Below are 19,022 nucleotides of genomic sequence, written 5' to 3'. Positions count from 1 at the left end.
GTTATTTGAAATGAGGCGGTAGTCGTAAATGGAATACAAACAAGCGCGTGAACATTGTTTTTAATAATCTCCCTTTATCTTTTCCTGATTAATCATGAAAAGCTTATTTACTTTTTTATTCTAACCATTTAGTTTACGAGCCTGGTATTTGGAAATGGACTTTTAAAATGACTAAAAAAGTAACGAATATTGCGATAATTGGTGGTGGAACAGGAATAACTACTGCCTGGGCTTTGGAAAATCAACAAAAATTTCATGTTACTGTATTTGAGGAAAATGAGCGCTTAGGCGGGCATATTCACAGCATCAAGATTAATAATGTAATCCTGGAAGGGGGAGCAGAATTCATAGGACCACCCACATTGTATCCCAATGTGCATCGATTGTTTCAATATCTGGGGGTGGTTTTAGATCAGTTTGAATTAAATATGGATTTTGACGATCTGAAACAAAAGGATCATATTGTTTTACCCCCTTTGTATCATACATCAAGTGGCAAATCTGAGGATACTTCATCAATTCTATATACATTATCCTGTGGTTTATTTGGGAAGAGAAGGAAACAGAATGAAACCCGTGTTTCAGCGGATACTCTACTCACTGAAATGTACAATTTGCTTGAGATGAACCACTTAATTATGGATGCCAGGAACAAATTACTGCATCCAGATAATTTAATAACATTAGAGCAATTTATAAAAGAGTTTAAAGAGAAATGTGTACACGTACTTTCACCTATAGACAAGTTTGCTGAGGAGTTCTTGTATCCTTTGATTGCATCAGGATGGGGAGTATCAATTGATACAATTAAAACATTTGGTGCCCATTATGCCATGAACTATCTGGCTGCAGGAATGAATTGGTTTGATGCGCCAGAAGGTTTGAGCAGCTATATTGATAGAATGGTGGCGCAATGCAACAATACTCAATTTAACGCTAATACGGCTATAAAAAAATTAATACCAATAACAGTTGATGGACAAATAAAATATCAATTATTGAAAAGGGATGGCACATTCGTTTGTGATACCACTGGAAGTCGAATTATTTATGATGATGTAGTCATCTCCACACCGGCTTATGTAACGAGTGAACTGCTGTCTGGTATTGAAAGTAACACGATAAAAGTATTGCGTGAAAAACTTGCCAATGTCACTTATTATGACACGACAGTAGTATTTCATCAGGATCCCGAATACCTGTCTCCTTATAGGACTGTTGTTCACAGTCGATTTGATGGAACTCAATCAGCAAATACCATGTGCAAACCCTGGAAATTTAATAAAGAAGAAACCCCCATAATGAAAACCTGGGTTTTGCCCGGGCAAGCAATGCCTAAAAACGTACTGAGAGAAGTTCATTATAAACACCCGGTGATGGATAAAAATTACTACGAAGCACAGCAAGCCTTACATGCCGCTCAAGGTGAGGCTGGGTTATGGCATGGCGGTATTCTCGCTGGATTTAATGACTCACATGAAAGTGGTGTTACGGCAGCACTCCAAGTCGCTGCGCAGTTGAATCACCGTGAACATTGTTTAAATAAAAATGAACGTCTCGCACTATTCCCCAACCTGGTTGATTCGGTCCTGTCTCCTAAATTGTCTATGGGTAGAGTCATGGAGGTTGAAGGAGTGGTTTCTTCTTCCATGTCATATACTTAAAGAGCTTTCACCATATCTATTAAATTAATATCGCTCTCAAAGATAAATTGAGGGCGATATTGGTGCCAAATGAGTTTGCATCCTTAAACTAATCGCTCATATGTCATTCCAATATAGAATGGTTTGTACTTAATTTTTCTTGCGATTTTGATTGCAAGTGGTTTCCTGGAAGCGTTCGAAATTACCCATGACACTATCAAAAAGCAACAAGTCATTGGCTGGAATACAACACATATACTGCAATTTACATTGCAGTATTGATATTTACTGGATTCAATTGATATCGGTTCATCAATACCAGTTGAGTGATACTTAAATAACCCATCAGAAATGGTTGTTGATCCATTACATAATTCACCAGTTTTTTATGAATTAAAGAAACAGTATTGGGTGTTTTATCAAAGGAATAGACTTGAGGTCGATAATTAAAATCATACCTGTCGGGGTGTAATAACATTTGTCCAAGTGGATCTAGTGCTTGTGAGGTTAGGCAAAAAATAATATTCGTTTCTGGATGTATCTTAAAGTAAGATTTGACTCTGGATTGTACTTGATTCGGATCAGTACCTACATCAAGTTCCTCAAAAAAGATTCCTTTATCTTGAAGAATGGTCTTAATTCCATAGGCACGCTTTTCGAGCCCTATATGGCCGGGTTGTGGGTTAAGAACTAGTGCTCTTTTAGCGCTTGGAGTTAATTCCAGAGCTTTTTCACCAAGTTTCTTGCCTGCGAGTAGGTTATCAGAACCTAAAAAGACCAGGTAAGGATTTTTTGTTTTGTCTTTTGGTTTGGTATCAACGGCAATAACAGGAATATTAAGTTTATTTGCCCTTTGCAGGCTTTTGCTAAAAGCTGTGTCTGAAGGAATGGTGGTAGCAATTCCAGAAGGATAGGTAGCCAGTGCGCTCTCTATGAATTGAACCTGTTTGGGTACATCATTGGCTCCTGGAGGAGCTAAAATTTGTAAATCGACTTTCAGTTCTTCAGCAGCTTTTTTTGCTCCCTGGAATAAAGATATCCAATAAGGATCTTGTGAACCATGGGTTATCAAATAATATTTATCTCCCGCAAAGACAGAGGTGCTTATCCATAGCGAGAAACACAAGAGAGTTGACGCCAATTTTTTCATAGTTTAACCCTTAATGAGCGTGTTAGTTAATTCCATTATTTCTATTGTTCCGCAACTGAGCTTGATCACTTTGTGTGCGGTATTTTGTACATGAGCTGGATTATGAGTTATAAAAACAATTGCAATTCCGGCTTGAGCTATATTTTTTATGATCTGAAGGACTTTATCTGCTTGCGCAGGTGAGAGGGCACTGGTTGGTTCGTCAAGAATAAGTAGCTTTGCATTAAAATATTTTGCACGACAAACGACTAGCATTTGGCGTTCACCACCAGATAATTTTTTGACCGGCAGATCAATATTAGGAGGGCGTACAAGCCCAAAGCTTTGCAGGGACTGACGTGCTATATGTTGCATAAGCCCGATGTTTAAGCATTTGAAAGGACCTATTTTTTTATTTATTTCATTACCTAAAAAGAAATTACGCCATATAGATAATTCATCAATCAGCGCTAATTGTTGATGGACAACTTGTATACCCATGCGCCTCATTTCAAATGGAGCATTATATTTGTTGCTATAACATAAGGGCTGCTCCTGCCAATAAATGTTTCCTTTATCTGCTTGGATATAACCCGAAATTATTTGTACCAGAGTTGACTTACCTGCTCCATTATCACCGATTAAAGCAGTAATTTCCCCGGGATATAAACAAAAGGATACTTTATTGAGAATACGATGGGAGCCGTAACTTTTTTCAATATTTTCTAACCTGAGTAAAGGTTGAGTTTGATGGCTATTTATCATGAGTCAGATTTCCTCAGATAAACATTAATGGTCATCGCAAAGATTAAAATAAGTCCAATAAAAGCTCGATACCAATAAGTTGAAACACCAATTTGTACTATGCCGGTATCTACAGTGCTTAATAATAAAGTAGCCAATAGCGTACTTATTATGGATCCCTGACCTCCTTTTAATGAGGTACCACCGATTACGGTAGCTGCTATGGCATATAATTCATATTGTTCACCCGCAATGGGGGATAAACTATTAAGGTGGCTAAATTGAGTTACTCCGGAAAATGCGGCTATTATTCCACAGCACACAAAACAAAAGAATTTAACTCGAATTGTATTTATGCCAGATAGATAAGCAGAATCACAATTGTTACCAGTGGCAATTATATGATTCCCCAGTTTTGTCCAATTAAGGAGATAGATTAGATAAAAACCAATAGCAAACCACCAAATAAAAGAAGACAATAAATTTTGTGATAATTCACCTGCTAATACTTGCATAACACCATTTGTGTCCTCAACAGATACAGGCAAACCCTGGGTGTACAAAAGGATAAGACTACGTAAAATTAACATGCTTCCCAAAGTTACAATAAATGAGGGGATTTTAAAAAAGACGGTGCATGCGGCATTAATTAGTCCTATACAGGCTCCTATTGCCAAAGCAATTATTAAAGCTAAAAAACTATTGATTCCTAATAACGTAAGTGAACCGAATAGCAAGCCAGATAAAGCAAAATTCGCTCCAACAGAGAGGTCAAACTCTCCTCCTATAAGCAGAAGAGTAACTCCAAGGACAATGATACCAATATCAGAGGTGGACGCCAAAATACTTGCCCAAGTAGTAAGGGTTAAAAAGTCAGAAGAGAAAATAGTGAATAGACTAACAAGGCCAATAAATGGAACGAGAACACCAAATAAAAAATAATGGTGTATTTTATACATGAGACTATCCCTGGAAATTTAGTGTGGAAAGTGTACACAAAATATTATCGATCTTTAAGCACAATTTTCAGAGTACATTGAAGGCAAGTTCAACCGGGGTACCATTGATTTTTACTCAGATTACTTTATAGTGGATTTCTCTTTAAACGCGTCATGCTTTGAATGGATTTCATTTTATGATTTCGAAAAAAATAACTCAAATTTCATTTTCCATTGCTCTGGCACTGATCGTTGGGGTGGCAGAAGCGAAGACTACTCGCCCTGCGGATGAACAACAACTCGCCCGCTCTATTTACAAACAATTTATCGAAGTGCAATCAGGATTTACTACAGGCTCAACAACGCCGCTGGTTGAGGTGGCTGTAAAATACTTAAAAAAAGCCGGTTTTTCTAACGAGGACATTTTCGTTGGTGGAGCCAGTCCACAAAAAGCCAATCTGGTTGTACGTTATCGTGGTACTGGGGAGAAGAAACCCTTGTTATTGCTTGCGCATACGGACGTTGTTGAAGCCAAAGCTTCCGATTGGAGCATGAATCCTTTCCAACTGACTGAAAAAGATGGGTATTTTTATGGCAGAGGCACTTTGGATGATAAAGCACAAGCGGCTATTTGGATAGCCAACTTAATCCAATATAAGCAGGAAGGATTTAAACCCAAACGCGATATCATTGTTGCTTTGACGGCTGATGAAGAAGGAAGCAGCCCATACAACGGGATTAGCTGGCTGATTAAGAATCACAAGGATTTAATTGAGGCGGATTTCGCTCTTAATGAGGGTGGATGGGGTGATTTGGCCAATGGGAAAAAAATATCACAAAATATCCAGGTGAGCGAAAAATACATTGTCAATTACAATCTTGAGGTCCGTAATAAAGGGGGGCATAGTTCGTTGCCAACCAAAGATAATGCCATTTATCGTCTTGCCGGAGCTTTAGAGAGACTGTCGAAATTTAGTTTTCCTTTAAAAACCAATGAAGTCACTGCCGCCTATTTTAGACAAATGGCTGCTATTGAGACAGGACCGCTGAAAACAGAAATGATTGAAGCAAGCAAAGGCTCGAAGCAAGCTATGCAACGTTTGGCTGATAGTGCACCTCAATGGAACGCCATTTTACGAACAACTTGTACCCCTACCTTACTTGAAGGAGGGCATGCAATGAATGCTTTACCCCAATTGGCAGCGGTTACCATAAACTGTCGTGTGCTTCCAGAAGATTCACCTGAAATGGTTGAGCAATCTTTAAAGACAGTTATCAATGACTCAGAGGTTACACTAAAACGTATTGGCAAATTGTCCAGAGGCCCAAGTTCTCCACTTAGCCCGGAAATACTAAAAACAATTACTCATCTAACTCAAAGGTATTGGCCTGAAGTCCCAGCCATTCCGATTATGGTTACTGGCGCAACGGATGGACGTTATCTGAGATCAGCTGGAATTCCTACCTATGGAGTGATGGGAGCTATTTTTAGATCGCGATGATTTCCGAGCCCATGGCCGTGATGAACGGATTAGTGTTGAGTCATTTTATGAAGCGCATGCATTCCTTTATGATTTAGTGAAACAACTGTCAAGCAATGTAACTTAAGAATGGTTTTTCCAGTTGGGACTTCGCTAAATCGGGAGGATATTGATTTGAGGTCCCTTTGGTCAGTTCTGCATAATTTCCCAATGTGCAAACTCGTAAAAACAACGAATGTTTATTGAGATTTGGAAAACAGGTATATGTTAAAGGGCTTAAAGGTCATTGATCTGAGTTCGGTTCTTGCAGGCCCCTCTGTAGGTACTTTTTTTGCTGAGTTAGGTGCATCAGTTGTTAAAATCGAACATCCCGTACATAAGGATGTGACAAGAACATGGAAACTCCCTGGAGAGGATCCTCATTCTGAAATTTCAGCTTATTTTGCCAGTGTTAATTTTGGAAAGGACTATTTGTTTTTAGATCTCATGAAGGAAGAGGATTATCTCTGTTTCCTTAACCTTATTGCAGAAGCAGATATTTTAATTATGAATTTTAAAAAGGGAGATGACATAAAGCTGCGTGTACAAGATGATCATCTACACAGTATTAATCCGCGCCTTATCATTGGAAAAATCAATGGCTACGGTGAAGAAAGCGATCGCGTTGCCTATGATCTTGTTCTTCAGGGTGAAAGCGGTTTTATGTCAATCAATGGGACACAGGACAGCGGCCCGGTAAAAATGCCCGTCGCCCTAATTGATGTCCTTGCAGCCCATCACCTGAAAGAAGCCATCCTTCTGGCTCTCTATCATCGGGAAAAAAATGGGAAAGGCAGGGTTGTCTCTGTTTCACTTTATGATGCTGCTGTTAGCAGTCTTGTCAATCAGGCATCGAATTACCTGATGACTGGGCAGGTGCCTCAGCGCATCGGATCACTGCATCCCAATATTGCCCCCTATGGCGAATTGTTCCAGACATCTGATGGGGCGCTTATCGTTCTTGCAATAGGGTCGGATCGGCATTTTGTAAAACTATGCAATATCCTTGGGCTAAAAGATTTACCAGGAAAAGACGAATTCCGGCACAATCAAAACAGGGTGAGGAATCGGGAGCAACTCGCTGCACTAATTGCTGAACAAACAGAGAAACTCCAGAGCAGTGAGCTTCTCGAAATGTTGCACAGGGAAAATATTCCTGCTGGCAAAATTATGGATCTCAAGGACGTTTTCGATAATGAGCGTGCGAAATCCCTCATTCGCAAGGAAGTCATTGATGATGTTCCCACAGCGCGCGTTACATCCGTTGTTTTTAAACAGACTTTATAACCAAAGGGGAACCATTGAATTATGCAGATGAATAATATTAATCCTCATGCATAAGCTGTCTCTTCATTGTTGCGCTGCAAACGTTTCCGCAGCGCACATTAGAAAGCATACGCGCTAAAGGGTTTCTGCTGATTTCATTAGTTACAAACAATGTTTATTAGGATTTCTCTTCATACAAAGATTGGCAAAGTAATACCGTAAATCGGATACGAAGATATCCCCTTCATTTTCCATTACGAATATTCTTTCAGGTTGCAATTCAAGGTAATTGGATGCCATAAGGATGGAGTAATAAACTGATCCGGCATAGGAGAAAATCCATTTGTCGAAAAAGGGTAGAATCATATCAGGATCGTTAGAATAAAATCGTTGATAAATATCGCTAATTAATTCCTTTCTCACGTCAAAATTGCTTTTAAAATAAAAATTGTTCCTATCCTGACGATAAAGAGTGAATGGTGTTTTATCGGGGTTACTTTTTAAACCGGCATTAAGATTCATCGATACAATGATGCCTTTGGCATTTTCAATTTGTAATGTTGTCGTATTGAATAAATTGTATCCATTATATTCTTTCAAATAAGATTTTAAATAATCAATGGCGTTATCTGTCAATGGATCGAAATAACTTTGAATAGAGAAGCTTGTTGCGTGCTGTTCCGGATCATTGACATCATAGCCACAACTGACATAAGTGTTGTAAGTAAACAAATCAGGGGAGATTTTTTTTGAAAAAACTTGATCTATTTCATTTTCTACATCATCACAGCTCAGTTCTAATCCTGTAAGATTACCGCTGACTCGAACAATTTGAGTTGGAAAATCAATAGTTCTTTGAGCCATTTGACTAAGATTAGGCATTTCCTGTTCATTGCTATAGTGCCGGACTACTGTATTTTTATTCTGCGGCAATGGATAAAAAATAAGACCATCAGCATTGTCATCCGAATTGGCAAAAGCAATAATGGGAGATAAAAGCAAAGCGCCTAATAAATAACCTGGTTTCATAACAAACTCCTTTTTAAATTGATTCAGAACTCCTTCCCAATGAGCATCAGATTAGAAAATTGTTTAATAATTATGCTAATCCGATGTGACAGACAGTATATCTTATCTGGTTTGCAGATCAGATCCTATAAAAATATAAATAAAACAGATGCCATGACCTCATATGAGCGACAGGAAATAGCAACATTTTTTACTTTATTCTGCAAGGATTTTAGGCCAAGCCCTTAGAAATCCAAATAATACTTGTTTCTTCAACAAGCTTCCAAACGAATTAATAAATAAAATCATAAGATTAAGTACAGACAATGAAGTCCTGTCAGTTATTTTTATAGCTGGAACCAATGGAGTCTGGGATTGAATTTTATGTACAAGACAAGGAATCATTGAAATAAAAGATTCAAGTACTGACTCTTGATTTCCTTGCTCTAACGAATGCATCAGGAAATCAAGGTTTACAGCTGGTATCAAACCAGGTAATCAATCCTATCCCATAATTTTTTAGCCGTTTATTTAATTAAGTTGATCATGCGGTTAAATATGTTTTTTAAAGGTAACAATTAAATTGGAGTCTTTCATTTTTGTGACCATGGACTTCGGATCATAACCATGGGGCAATTGGAATGATTGCATGTAATTGCTTTGAGAATAGCTGACACTTTTATTGTTAGCTTCTTCATGAGTGATTTTCTGTGTTACATTTGCGCTAACAACTAACTGTCCATTTTTAACAGAAACATCCACTTTGCTATCAGCACCTTGCGGTAGTTTTATCTTATAAATAAGCTCATCTTTATTCTCTGTAATTTGAATGTTTTTTGCACTGCCAAAGAGATTGTGATTAGGTCCGTTTGTCAGGCTATTTTGCATTTGTGAAAATTGGCTTTTGATAAATTGATCCATAGCTTGTTGCATTTTGTGCATTTGCTGCAGAACATCATCATGTGATTGAAAAAAAGGATCGGTATCAAATGGATCCTGGATTAATTGTTCGTTGCTATTTTGTATTTTATCATTTTGTTTCGCCTGAACGGTCATGGAGTTCGCAGATATCGTAGCGGCAAGAGCGATGATGATTAAATCAGGAAGTAGTTTATTTTTCATGAAAAATCTCCTCACAAGATTTGTTTATAAAAAATTCTATCTCCATTAATATGGATGTTCTTACTTCAATCCACTCATTAGACCTCTTGCATAACCTGCCTCTTTCATTTTATTGCTGTGTTGCAAATGTTTCTGCGGTGCTCATTTACTGCATGTAAACTTCGCTCCTTAAAACGTTAGCGCCTTGCCCTAAAACAAAATAATCAGGTTATACAAGAGGCCTATTTTAAAGCGGTTGTCTCCCATTGGTGACTATGAAAGTTACATGCAAGATATTGGGTTAAACCAGATTTTTTCAAGTACAAATTGATGAATATTTGGAGTGGAACAAAGCCATATAACGCATAGTTCAAGAGAGGGCATAGCGCAGTATGAAAAACCATAGAAGTTTAGCCAAATTAGCCCGGTTTTGTTAAACCGGTGATTTGGGCCTTGGGGTAACAAACGATGATTTAGTCACAGTTTGTCACCCTAAATCTGAAGGAATGAGGATTAACTGCTAATGTTGGTTTTTGCCGCTTTGATGTCGAAGCGATCGGCTGTCATTACCTTAACCCAGGCATTAACAAAATCTTGTATAAATTTTTCTTTTGCATCATCGGTTGCATAGGCTTCTGCGACTGCTCTTAACTCAGAATTCGCACCGAAGATGAGATCAACCGAAGTTGCTTTCCATTTCAGTTTTCCAGTTTTGCGATCATAACCTTCATAAATCCCCTCTGTCTCACTTGATTTCTTCCACTCTGTTGACATGTTTAGCAGATTGATGAAAAAGTCATTATTTAAAGTTCCAGGTTTGTCAGTGAATACACCATATTGATTTTGTCCAGTGTTCGCGTTAAGTACACGCATCCCACCAACCAAAACCGTCATTTCCGGGACACTTAATTTCAACAGGCTCGCCTTTTCCACCAACATTTCTGGTGGCGACATGTTGTTGCTTTTATCAAAGTAATTTCTAAACCCGTCTGCTGTGGGTTCAAGAACCTCAAAAGACTTCACATCAGTCATCTCTTGTGTGGCATCCGTACGCCCTGGTGTGAAGGGAACAATAATGTCGTAGCCAGATTGCTTGGCCGCGTGTTCAATTGCGGCATTACCACCTAAAACTATCAAATCCGCAAGAGATATTTTTTTCCCATCGGTTTGAGCATTATTGAAGTTATTCTGAATGTTCTCCAATGTTTTTAACACTTTTGCCAACTCCTGAGGATCATTTGCCGGCCAGTCTTTCTGGGGAGCCAGGCGAATTCGCGCACCATTTGCCCCACCACGCATGTCAGTACCACGGAAGGTGGATGCAGAGGCCCAAGCAGTTTTGACCATCTCGGATGTGGTTAATCCCGAGTTGAGGATTTTATCCTTGAGATTGGCAATATCATTGGCATCGACTAGTTTGTAGTCAACCGGCGGAACAGGATCTTGCCAAATCATGATTTCTTTAGGCACCAAAGAGCCAAGGTAACGTGAGCGTGGCCCCATGTCTCGGTGAATCAGCTTAAACCAGGCACGAGCAAATGCTTCATCAAACTCTTTCGGGTTATCAAGAAAACGTTTGGCAATTTTACTGTAAACGGGATCAAATTTTAGTGCCAGGTCTGTGGTCAGCATGACCGGTGCATGCCTTTTACTGGGGTCAAATGCGTCGGGAACCATTGACGAGGCATTCGAATTATCAGGTACCCACTGGGTTGCTCCCCCCGGGCTCTTGGTTTTAACCCAATTGAAATTAAACAGATTCTGCAAGTAGTTATGGCTCCATTGGGTAGGTGTTACGGTCCATGCACCTTCTAAACCACTGGTAATTGCGTCTTTCCCTTTACCGCTGCCGTAACTGTTTTTCCAGCCAAAGCCTTGTTCTTCTATGCTCGCTGCTTCTGGTGCTGGCCCAAGATATTTGGTGGGTGCGGCTCCATGTGTTTTCCCGAATGCATGCCCGCCCGCAATTAGGGCAACCGTTTCTTCGTCATTCATGGCCATACGCCCAAAAGTTTCTCGAATTTTTTCGGCCGCAGCAAGAGGATCCGGAACGCCGTTTGGTCCTTCTGGATTCACGTAGATTAAGCCCATTACCGTGGCAGCAAGCGGTTTTTCAAGTTTTCCATCTTTATCCTGGCGCTTACTTTCCAGCCATTTTCCTTCAGGACCCCAATTGATATTGATGGCCTCCCACGCGTCTTCACGCCCTCCAGCAAATCCAATGGTTTTGAAGCCCATAGATTCCATCGCAACATTTCCAGCAAGTACCAACAAATCAGCCCAAGAAATCTTGCGCCCATATTTCTGCTTGATTGGCCACAGTAAACGTCTGGCCTTGTCCAGATTGGCATTGTCAGGCCAGCTGTTTTGCGGGGCGAAACGCTGGAAACCACCATTTGCCCCACCACGGCCATCATAGATGCGGTAAGTTCCTGCCGCATGCCATGACATGCGTATGAATAATGGACCATAGTTACCATAATCAGCAGGCCACCAGTCTTGCGAGGTAGTCATTAATTTTTTGAGATCCTCTATCACGGCATTCAAGTCTAAGCTATTGAATTCTTCAGCATAGTTGAATTTTTCGCCCATAGGATTTGAAGTGGCGTTAGGTTGGCGAAGTGGGCTAAGATCGAGCATTTTAGGCCACCAATATTGATTGGTTTTCGGCTTGTCCTCTTGCGCATAGGCATAATTTGTAAAAACAGAAGGCGAGATGGCCAGAGTGAATGCAGCAAACAGAGGTATTGTTTGTTTGAACATAGAAATGACTCCCTTTTCTATACAGAAAAAACAAAGTATACCCCATGAGACTTTTAAGCAGCAACAACACTTTAAGCAGTTTATTTAATTAAGGTAATCTGAAAATATATTTTAATTTCAGAATATTAGGGTTACATTTTTTTTGATAGCTTGCTTATCTGTTCTGCTACCTCCGGTTCATTAATGCCACGGATGATTACCTGATCTTTTGTCTTGATTTTGGCTACTTCAAAGTGAATGTCACCTAAGGTTTTGCTTAAACTTCTCAAGAAATCCGAAGATTTTATTTGATGTGTTTTTTCAACTGTTTCAAGAGAAATTAATGCGTCCACATGATGCTGCCCATCTGTGCGCAAGTGCGCTGTCACTTCGGGACCCACTAAGGATTTCAAAATGGAAGCAGTTGATGTTTCAAGAGCTTTTGGATCATAATTGTAGCAATTGGCGCTTATCTTATTCCAAAAATCGGTATCCAATTCTTTATCTGAGTTTTTAAAAATATTAACCCCGAGGGGGAAATAATTGGAAATTCCTTTACTTGTGTAGGCTTTGACCAGTTCCTTGTAGCTCTGCGTTTCATTATCCGGGTTATGGACATGGTACCAGAGGTATTGATTGGCATTTTCATCGTGTTCTTTAATCATTTGCTGGAATATGCAATGGCCAAATCCCAGTACAACGACTACTCCTCCATCATTTTCTTTCACATGCTTTAAGGTATTATCGGTAAGCGTTTGTTCTCTTCTTATGGAATTGAGACTCTTCTCTTTAAGCTGTTCTGAAACCGGCAAGTCAATTCCTCCAAGTTTGAATCCTTGTTCCTTCATTGCCTCAAAAAGATCTAATTTAGCAACAACACTTCTCAGTTTTTCAACACCTTGCTTATATTCAGGATGTTCAAGAGGTATCTCAGATAATGTCTTGACTTGTATCTGGATGAGTATTTTCATCATAGAAATATTTTCCTCCAGTGATGCGCCTGGTTCCATTCCATCAACACAAATGGTTGTATATCCAGCTTTCTTCAAATCTGGAAGTTGTTTGATAAGAAAATCGCTCGTTGCCCTATCGGCATGACTCTCATATAACACAACTGGAGGAAGGGCATATTTGGTTTTAGGCATATCACTCTCCATTGGAGGTATATCTTTAAAGTATAGTTGATTAAATGTAATCGCTCATTTAATGAGCAATATGTTGGAGTGTGGCTGTCTAAGGAATGATTTTTCAGATTATTTTACTTGCCAGTATGTGTTGTAGTTATCGCTTAAGTTTATCTTATTCATTATTGTTATGCTGGAACTCAACCGATTAACTCTTTTGGAAAGATGGAAATATTAATTCATGGTTAAACCCATCTTGTTTTCTTCAGACTTATCTTGTTCTCTAACTGCTTCTTCCGATTTTTCTTTCACTGCATCTTGAAGTTTTTGTTTGAAGCTCTGTGTGCTTGTGGTTGGTGCTTCAGAAGTATTCTCTGTTTTTGCTCTTTGCTGTTCCACAAGTGCTTGATTCGTATTAAGAAGAATCAACTCTGTTTGCACTTGTTGACTGAAATGACTAAACGATGTAGGTGTAGCAATGGTCGTTTGAGATGCTTTTTCTACATTAAACCCATCAGTTTTCATGATATTTTTTAGCTCGTCACTGATACCGGCTTTGACCACTTGCGTTGCTGATGTGGAACAATTAAATTTATAGAAGCTATAGGAGGTTGTGCTTTGTGCCAAGCTGGCCATTTTGTCAAGAATTCCTGCTGTATCAAGAGCAAAAGTTGGGGCATTGTGGTCGTGTGTTGTGGGTATTCTAATCACTGATGAAGGAGGCTCTCCAACACTGAGATACCGCTCTTCAAAATCCATTTGACATAATTTGATTTGCTCCGCCACTCTTTTTAGTTCTTTGTTAATCTCATAACCACGAGCGATTTCGGCATCAGTTAAACAGAGTTCTTTATTAGGTTGTCTCTGTTCAAGGCCAGCCCTGGCTAATTCCTGTTCATAAATTTTGCGTTTATCAATTAACTGCTGTAATTCAGCTTGTAAAGCTGTTTCCTCTGCTTTTAATTGCTGATAGGCCGGGTCATTTTCAATTGTAGAAGTTTCTTTAATACTTTGATGGGAAATCTCTTTTACTTTGGTAATTGTTTTATCACTAATTAATATTCCCGTGACATTGGTTTTATTAGCGGTGGGAGTATTTTCTCCATATAAATGCTCCTGTATTTCCGGTTTAATTTTAGGAGCTGGTTCATGGCGCCATTCTGACTCCAAATCTTCTCTGTGACTGTTAATGTGATGACCATTGGTATGGCCTGGCCACCAGCTAAAATACACAAAGTAAACAACTTGTTCTTTTGGTTTATAACTGCCGTCTTCCTGTTTTTCCGGAACGATTTCTGTGCGTTTGCTAATTGAAAGACCCGGTACCTCCTGGTATTTTTTCGCTAACTCATCACCTTTTGCGTCAGCAGGAAAAGTTAATTCAAGGGCTGCATGGCCAACATTGCCACCAAATAACATGGACTTAACTGGTTTGGTAAATCCTAACCCTTTAGAGCCACTTTTCCAGGTATAGATTTCAAGGCTCATAATAAAACCTCCAGGCAAACTATGATCTAATTATAATCTGATTGATTAAGAATTAAGTTAAGAGGTTATTATGTATTCAGGTAATTTCAGCATAAACTATTCCTGACAGGAATGACGGTTAATCTCTAAGGGTTAAGCAAGGCTTATGCAGAGCGTCAAGAGATGATAGAAATTAATCTGTTACGACGGAATATTGCTCAGTAAAACCAAATGAATTAACTATGCTTACCAATAGTTGACGGCAAGCCGACAAATAAATTTTATTGATTAGATAAAGAGGTCTTTATTCAGTGAAGGAGTTTTAATAAATTTTTTCAATGAGCTTCTATTTTCAGGATTTTAAACTAATATGAAAAGATGAAAGGGATATTTAGCGAGCAGATCATGACCATGATGATTACAACCGGAAACGCGTTTGAAGGGAAAGTGATTAAACAATATTTGGGTATAGTGCGAGGGATAGTGGTACGTTCCCCCACTATCAGTCAGGGTTTGATGGGAGGTTTGAAGTCGATTGTCGGTGGAAAAATTGGTGCCTATTCGCAAATGTGCGAACATGCCAGAGAAGAAGCATTTCAACTGATGATAGAACATGCTCAGGCGCTTAATGCCAATGCCATTATAGCCATGCGTTACGATACGGGTGAGATTGGGCAGGCTGGCACAGAGGTTTTATGTTATGGAACGGCAGTGATTATCTGATGCGTTATTTTTCAAGTGCAAGTCATAGAGTATTTCCCGGCTAAGTTAGGAGGGTATAGAGGAAATATGATATTATTCCTGGCTTGATAAGGTGAACAAGAAGCCAAATGAACATTGTAAGAATATTTCTTTCATTTCTTTTTTTATTTTTTAATTGTCTTGGTTTCGCACAATCCCGGGTACCACAATTATTTCTATTTTTAGGGGGAGACAAGGCGAGCTCTTTTCAGAAGACCCTGCAAAATCCTTGCATCCAGGGAGTACAAATCATTTATTCCTGGAAGCAATTGGAGCCGCAAAAAGGAGCTTACGATTTTTCGAAAATCGAGGAAGATTGGAATTTCCTAAGTAGAATCGATAAAAAACTGTTTATTCAAATCCAAGATCGTTCATTTAGCCCAGATGTATTTCATGTACCTGACTACATTCGCCTGGAAAAAGCATATCACGGTGGTGTAGTACAGCAGTATGACTTCCCGGGAGAAGGAAAACCAATAACTACAGGATGGGTGGCTCGGACCTGGGATCCTGCTGTAAGAAAAAGATTTCAGTTATTATTAAAAAAACTGGCATCAAAATTTGATGGAAAAATTTATGGCATTAATCTTCCAGAAACTTCAATAGATCTTGATCCTGATAATCTCCCCGAAGATTTTAGCTCAGACAAGTATTTCTATTCGGTCCTTGATAATATTGGTTATTTAAAAAAGGCTTTTCAAAAAAGCAGAGTCATTCAATATGTTAATTTTTTCCCGGATGAATGGAACGATGACCATCACTACATGAGTAGACTGTTTGCATTTGCCAGAAAGCACCATATCGGTTTAGGTGGCCCGGATGTGGTGCCTTATAAAAAATCGCAAATGAAAAACAGTTATCCTTTTTTTCACAAGTTCAAAGGAAAGATAGAAACGGCCGTAGCGATTCAAGAGCCTGATTATACTTATACCAATCCAAAGACAGGCGATTTCTATCGATTTGATGACTTCTATTCTTTTTCACAAGAGTATTTAGGCGCTTACATTTTATTTTGGAATACGGAAGAACCTTTTTTCTCTGAACAGCTTTTACCTAAATTGAACAGTACTTATTTCAATTGCGAGAAAGTCAATAATGAATTACAAGCTGCTGATACGGCTTAATAAAAGGATAGAAACCGTATTGTTTTTATTTGAAGCGAATTCCTATTTACCAAGATATGTATAGGCTTATATGCTAAAATAAATCTACTGAACCCATCTAGCTTGAGGTGACCAATGGTTGTAGAGTTACTATCACGGATTCAATTTGGTTTTAGCATTGGCTTTCATATCTTATTTCCCACTTTAAACCTTGGACTGGCGGTTTTCCTTGTCATCATGGAAGCCATGTGGTTAAAAACAAAAAATCCCGCTTATCTGGAAATATGCAAGTTTTGGACTAAGATTTTTGCTTTGACCTTTGGCATGGGGGTTGTCTCTGGTATTGTTTTGGCCTATCAAATTGGTACCAATTTTGGACCATTCATCACTCAGTTTGGAAACGTCCTGGGAGCCTTGTTTGCTTATGAAACGTTGACTGCTTTTTTCCTGGAAGCTGGTTTTTTAGGAGTAATGCTCTTTGGTTGGAAAAGAGTTTCTCCGGCACTTCATTTTATCGCTACTCTTTTGGTTACCATAGGAACGACCATATCCGCTTTTTGGATCATGTCGGCTAATTCATGGATGCAGGCTCCCAGTGGCTATCAATTCATTGATGGGAAGTATGTTGTCGATAACTGGTGGTTCGTTGTTTTTAATCCTACCTTCATTCCCAGATTTATTCATATGCTGTTAGCTTCTTATGTAACCACTTGTTTTGTCATCATGGCAGTATCGGGATTTTATTTATTAAGGAATAAATTTCCTGCAATTGCTAAAAAAAGTTTATCCTTTAGTTTATGGGCCTCTTTGATTTTGGTGCCTTTGCAAATAGGAGTGGGTGATGTTGTAGGAATTAATGTGCATCATTACCAACCATTAAAAACAGCTGCTATGGAAGGCATATGGCAGACTCAAAAAGGGGCTCCACTTCTTTTATTCGCTATCCCATCACAAGATCAACAAAAAAATTTCTATGAAATTGGAATACCAAAACTGGCAAGCTTGATCAATACACATGAGTGGAATGGCGAAATGATAGGTTTAAGCAGCGTTGGAAATGAAGAACAGCCTCGTATGGCGCCTGTATTTTTTTCTTTTCGCATTATGGTGGGTATAGGACTCATCATGTTGTTTACCGCAATCGCTGGCGTTTGCTTGCGTTTAAAAGGAACTCTTTTTGACAGTACCTGGTTTCATCGATGGTGTATTGTCATGGCGCCCCTCGGTTTTATTGCTAGTATCGCTGGATGGCTTACTGCCGAACTTGGGCGGCAACCCTGGGTGGTCAATGGCCTTTTGAAGACAAGAGATGCTGTTTCCTCAATAGGTGCTGAAGAAGTTCTCATTTCTTTTATTTTGCTGGTTGTGGCCTATGGTATTGTTTTTGGTTTTTATCTTTATTATCTATTCAAACTAATATCCCATGGACCTGGGTCACTGGAAGAAGACGAAGTCGAACATCATGCTTTCCAATACATGACCGATTTCCCCAAGGAGGAAAAATAATGTTACCCTTTGTTTTCGCCACACTTCTTGGGTTTATCATTTTGATGTATGTCATTTTAGATGGCTTTGATTTGGGAATTGGTATTTTATTTCCTTTCACGTCAAATGAGAACGAACGAGATAAAATGATGAATTCTATTGCACCAGTTTGGGATGGCAATGAAACCTGGCTGGTTTTTGGAGGAGCTATGCTTTATGGTGCATTTCCGCAGGTTTATGGTTTGCTTTTGCCTATCCTGTACATGCCCATCATGCTTATGCTGATTGCTTTGATATTTCGTGGCGTGAGTTTTGAATTTCGCTTTAAGGCTAAAAAATCAAAAACTTTATGGAATTGGTCATTTTCAATTAGTTCAGTTGCGGCCACTTTTTTTCAAGGGGTTATTCTTGGCGCTTTTGTACAGGGGTTTTCTATCAATGAATCCTCTATGACCATCAATGATCCGGATTGGCTTACACCTTTTAGCCTTTGCACGGGTATCGCTTTGGTCTGTGGCTATGCGCTTTTGGGGGCTACCTGGATGATTATCAAAAGTACCGGAAGGCTTCAGCGTAAAATGGTTCATTATGCCAGAGGATTGTTAGTATTGGTCAGCTTTTTCCTGCTTTTCGTTAGTATTTGGACGCCTTTGCATAGTGAGGAGGTTTTTCATCGTTGGTATAGTTTCCCTAATGTCTTATTGCTCAGCCCCTTGCCCTTAATAGCTTTGATTGCTATTTACCTGCTATGGCAGAACTTAAATTCCGGGAGTGAATACAAACCGTTTATTTATAGTATCGTTATATTTTTATGTTCGTATATAGGAATTGCAATCAGTGTTTACCCCTACTTGATTCCCCATCAAGTGACTCTCTGGGAGGCGGCAGCACCTGATTCGACACTTGTTTTTATCTTGATAGGTGTGGCTATTATGCTGCCAATACTTCTTGCCTATACGCTTTACGCCTACCATCTTTTTCGGGGCAAATCAGCAGAAAACTATCACTAGT

The 19,022-nt window shown here is 39.1% G+C and carries 15 protein-coding genes; 7 read left to right on the top strand and 8 right to left on the bottom strand.

Annotation, left to right across the window (positions count from 1 at the left end; all coding sequences use genetic code 11):
• The first annotated feature begins 167 nt into the window (after positions 1 to 167).
• Positions 168 to 1,664, top strand: coding sequence for an FAD-dependent oxidoreductase (locus CC34_RS0105925; RefSeq protein WP_028379241.1), 1,497 nt, complete (start codon positions 168 to 170; stop codon positions 1,662 to 1,664).
• A gap of 244 nt (positions 1,665 to 1,908) precedes the next feature.
• Here the strand turns inward: CC34_RS0105925 and CC34_RS0105920 are convergent, their stop codons facing one another.
• The 3 genes from CC34_RS0105920 to CC34_RS0105910 are packed head-to-tail and all read right to left on the bottom strand — an operon-like array spanning position 1,909 to position 4,475.
• Positions 1,909 to 2,793 (bottom strand): sugar ABC transporter substrate-binding protein, encoded by an 885-nt coding sequence (locus tag CC34_RS0105920; RefSeq protein ID WP_028379240.1) that lies wholly within the window; start codon positions 2,791 to 2,793, stop codon positions 1,909 to 1,911.
• Between the two features lie 3 nt (positions 2,794 to 2,796).
• The gene (locus CC34_RS0105915) at positions 2,797 to 3,537 is read right to left on the bottom strand and encodes an ATP-binding cassette domain-containing protein (protein WP_028379239.1); all 741 of its coding nucleotides are present in this window, start codon (positions 3,535 to 3,537) and stop codon (positions 2,797 to 2,799) included.
• A complete protein-coding gene (locus tag CC34_RS0105910) occupies positions 3,534 to 4,475 on the bottom strand; it encodes an ABC transporter permease (RefSeq protein ID WP_028379238.1) in 942 nt (313 codons plus the stop codon). The genes CC34_RS0105915 and CC34_RS0105910 overlap by 4 nt, the downstream gene beginning before the upstream one ends.
• Positions 4,476 to 4,651: 176 nt before the next feature.
• Here CC34_RS0105910 and CC34_RS01000000116205 point away from each other — a divergent pair, with 176 nt between their 5' ends.
• Both CC34_RS01000000116205 and CC34_RS0105900 read left to right on the top strand, forming a co-directional pair.
• A complete protein-coding gene (locus CC34_RS01000000116205; RefSeq protein WP_231957860.1) occupies positions 4,652 to 5,956 on the top strand; it encodes a M20/M25/M40 family metallo-hydrolase in 1,305 nt (434 codons plus the stop codon).
• A gap of 243 nt (positions 5,957 to 6,199) precedes the next feature.
• Positions 6,200 to 7,261: a CaiB/BaiF CoA transferase family protein gene (locus tag CC34_RS0105900; RefSeq protein ID WP_027227973.1), complete on the top strand. Its 1,062-nt coding sequence runs from the start codon at positions 6,200 to 6,202 to the stop codon at positions 7,259 to 7,261.
• Positions 7,262 to 7,402: 141 nt separating this feature from the next.
• On the opposite strand, the gene CC34_RS0105895 is transcribed toward CC34_RS0105900, so the two are convergent.
• From CC34_RS0105895 to ravF, 5 genes are all read right to left on the bottom strand, one after another.
• Entirely contained in the window at positions 7,403 to 8,269 is an 867-nt protein-coding gene (locus CC34_RS0105895) for an Lpg0189 family type II secretion system effector (protein WP_027227972.1), read from the bottom strand.
• A 531-nt stretch (positions 8,270 to 8,800) separates the two neighbouring features.
• Positions 8,801 to 9,370 carry an Hsp20/alpha crystallin family protein gene (locus tag CC34_RS0105885; protein ID WP_027227970.1) on the bottom strand — a complete coding sequence of 190 codons (570 nt, stop codon included), beginning with the start codon at positions 9,368 to 9,370 and terminating at the stop codon, positions 8,801 to 8,803.
• Positions 9,371 to 9,862: 492 nt separating this feature from the next.
• Positions 9,863 to 12,112: a catalase/peroxidase HPI gene (katG, locus tag CC34_RS0105880; protein ID WP_028379237.1), complete on the bottom strand. Its 2,250-nt coding sequence runs from the start codon at positions 12,110 to 12,112 to the stop codon at positions 9,863 to 9,865.
• A 131-nt stretch (positions 12,113 to 12,243) separates the two neighbouring features.
• Complete coding sequence (gene ravE / locus CC34_RS0105875) at positions 12,244 to 13,248, bottom strand: Dot/Icm T4SS effector RavE (protein WP_080272165.1); 1,005 nt, start codon at positions 13,246 to 13,248, stop codon at positions 12,244 to 12,246.
• A gap of 201 nt (positions 13,249 to 13,449) precedes the next feature.
• Positions 13,450 to 14,703: a Dot/Icm T4SS effector RavF gene (gene ravF, locus CC34_RS0105870; RefSeq protein ID WP_027227967.1), complete on the bottom strand. Its 1,254-nt coding sequence runs from the start codon at positions 14,701 to 14,703 to the stop codon at positions 13,450 to 13,452.
• Positions 14,704 to 15,087: 384 nt separating this feature from the next.
• Between ravF and CC34_RS0105865 the strand changes: the two genes are divergently transcribed.
• From CC34_RS0105865 to cydB, 4 genes are all read left to right on the top strand, one after another.
• On the top strand, positions 15,088 to 15,405 hold the full coding sequence (locus tag CC34_RS0105865; RefSeq protein ID WP_027227966.1) for a YbjQ family protein: 318 nt from the start codon (positions 15,088 to 15,090) through the stop codon (positions 15,403 to 15,405).
• A gap of 107 nt (positions 15,406 to 15,512) precedes the next feature.
• Positions 15,513 to 16,547 (top strand): hypothetical protein, encoded by a 1,035-nt coding sequence (locus CC34_RS0105860; RefSeq protein ID WP_027227965.1) that lies wholly within the window; start codon positions 15,513 to 15,515, stop codon positions 16,545 to 16,547.
• Between the two features lie 114 nt (positions 16,548 to 16,661).
• Positions 16,662 to 18,032, top strand: a complete 1,371-nt coding sequence (locus CC34_RS0105855; protein WP_027227964.1) for a cytochrome ubiquinol oxidase subunit I — start codon at positions 16,662 to 16,664, stop codon at positions 18,030 to 18,032.
• Positions 18,032 to 19,021, top strand: a complete 990-nt coding sequence (gene cydB, locus CC34_RS0105850) for a cytochrome d ubiquinol oxidase subunit II (RefSeq protein ID WP_027227963.1) — start codon at positions 18,032 to 18,034, stop codon at positions 19,019 to 19,021. The genes CC34_RS0105855 and cydB overlap by 1 nt, the downstream gene beginning before the upstream one ends.
• Position 19,022 lies beyond the last annotated feature (1 nt).

Source organism: Legionella pneumophila subsp. fraseri, assembly GCF_000586315.1.
Taxonomy (GTDB): Bacteria; Pseudomonadota; Gammaproteobacteria; order Legionellales; family Legionellaceae; genus Legionella; species Legionella pneumophila_B.
This window is presented reverse-complemented; position numbering and strand designations above follow the sequence as displayed.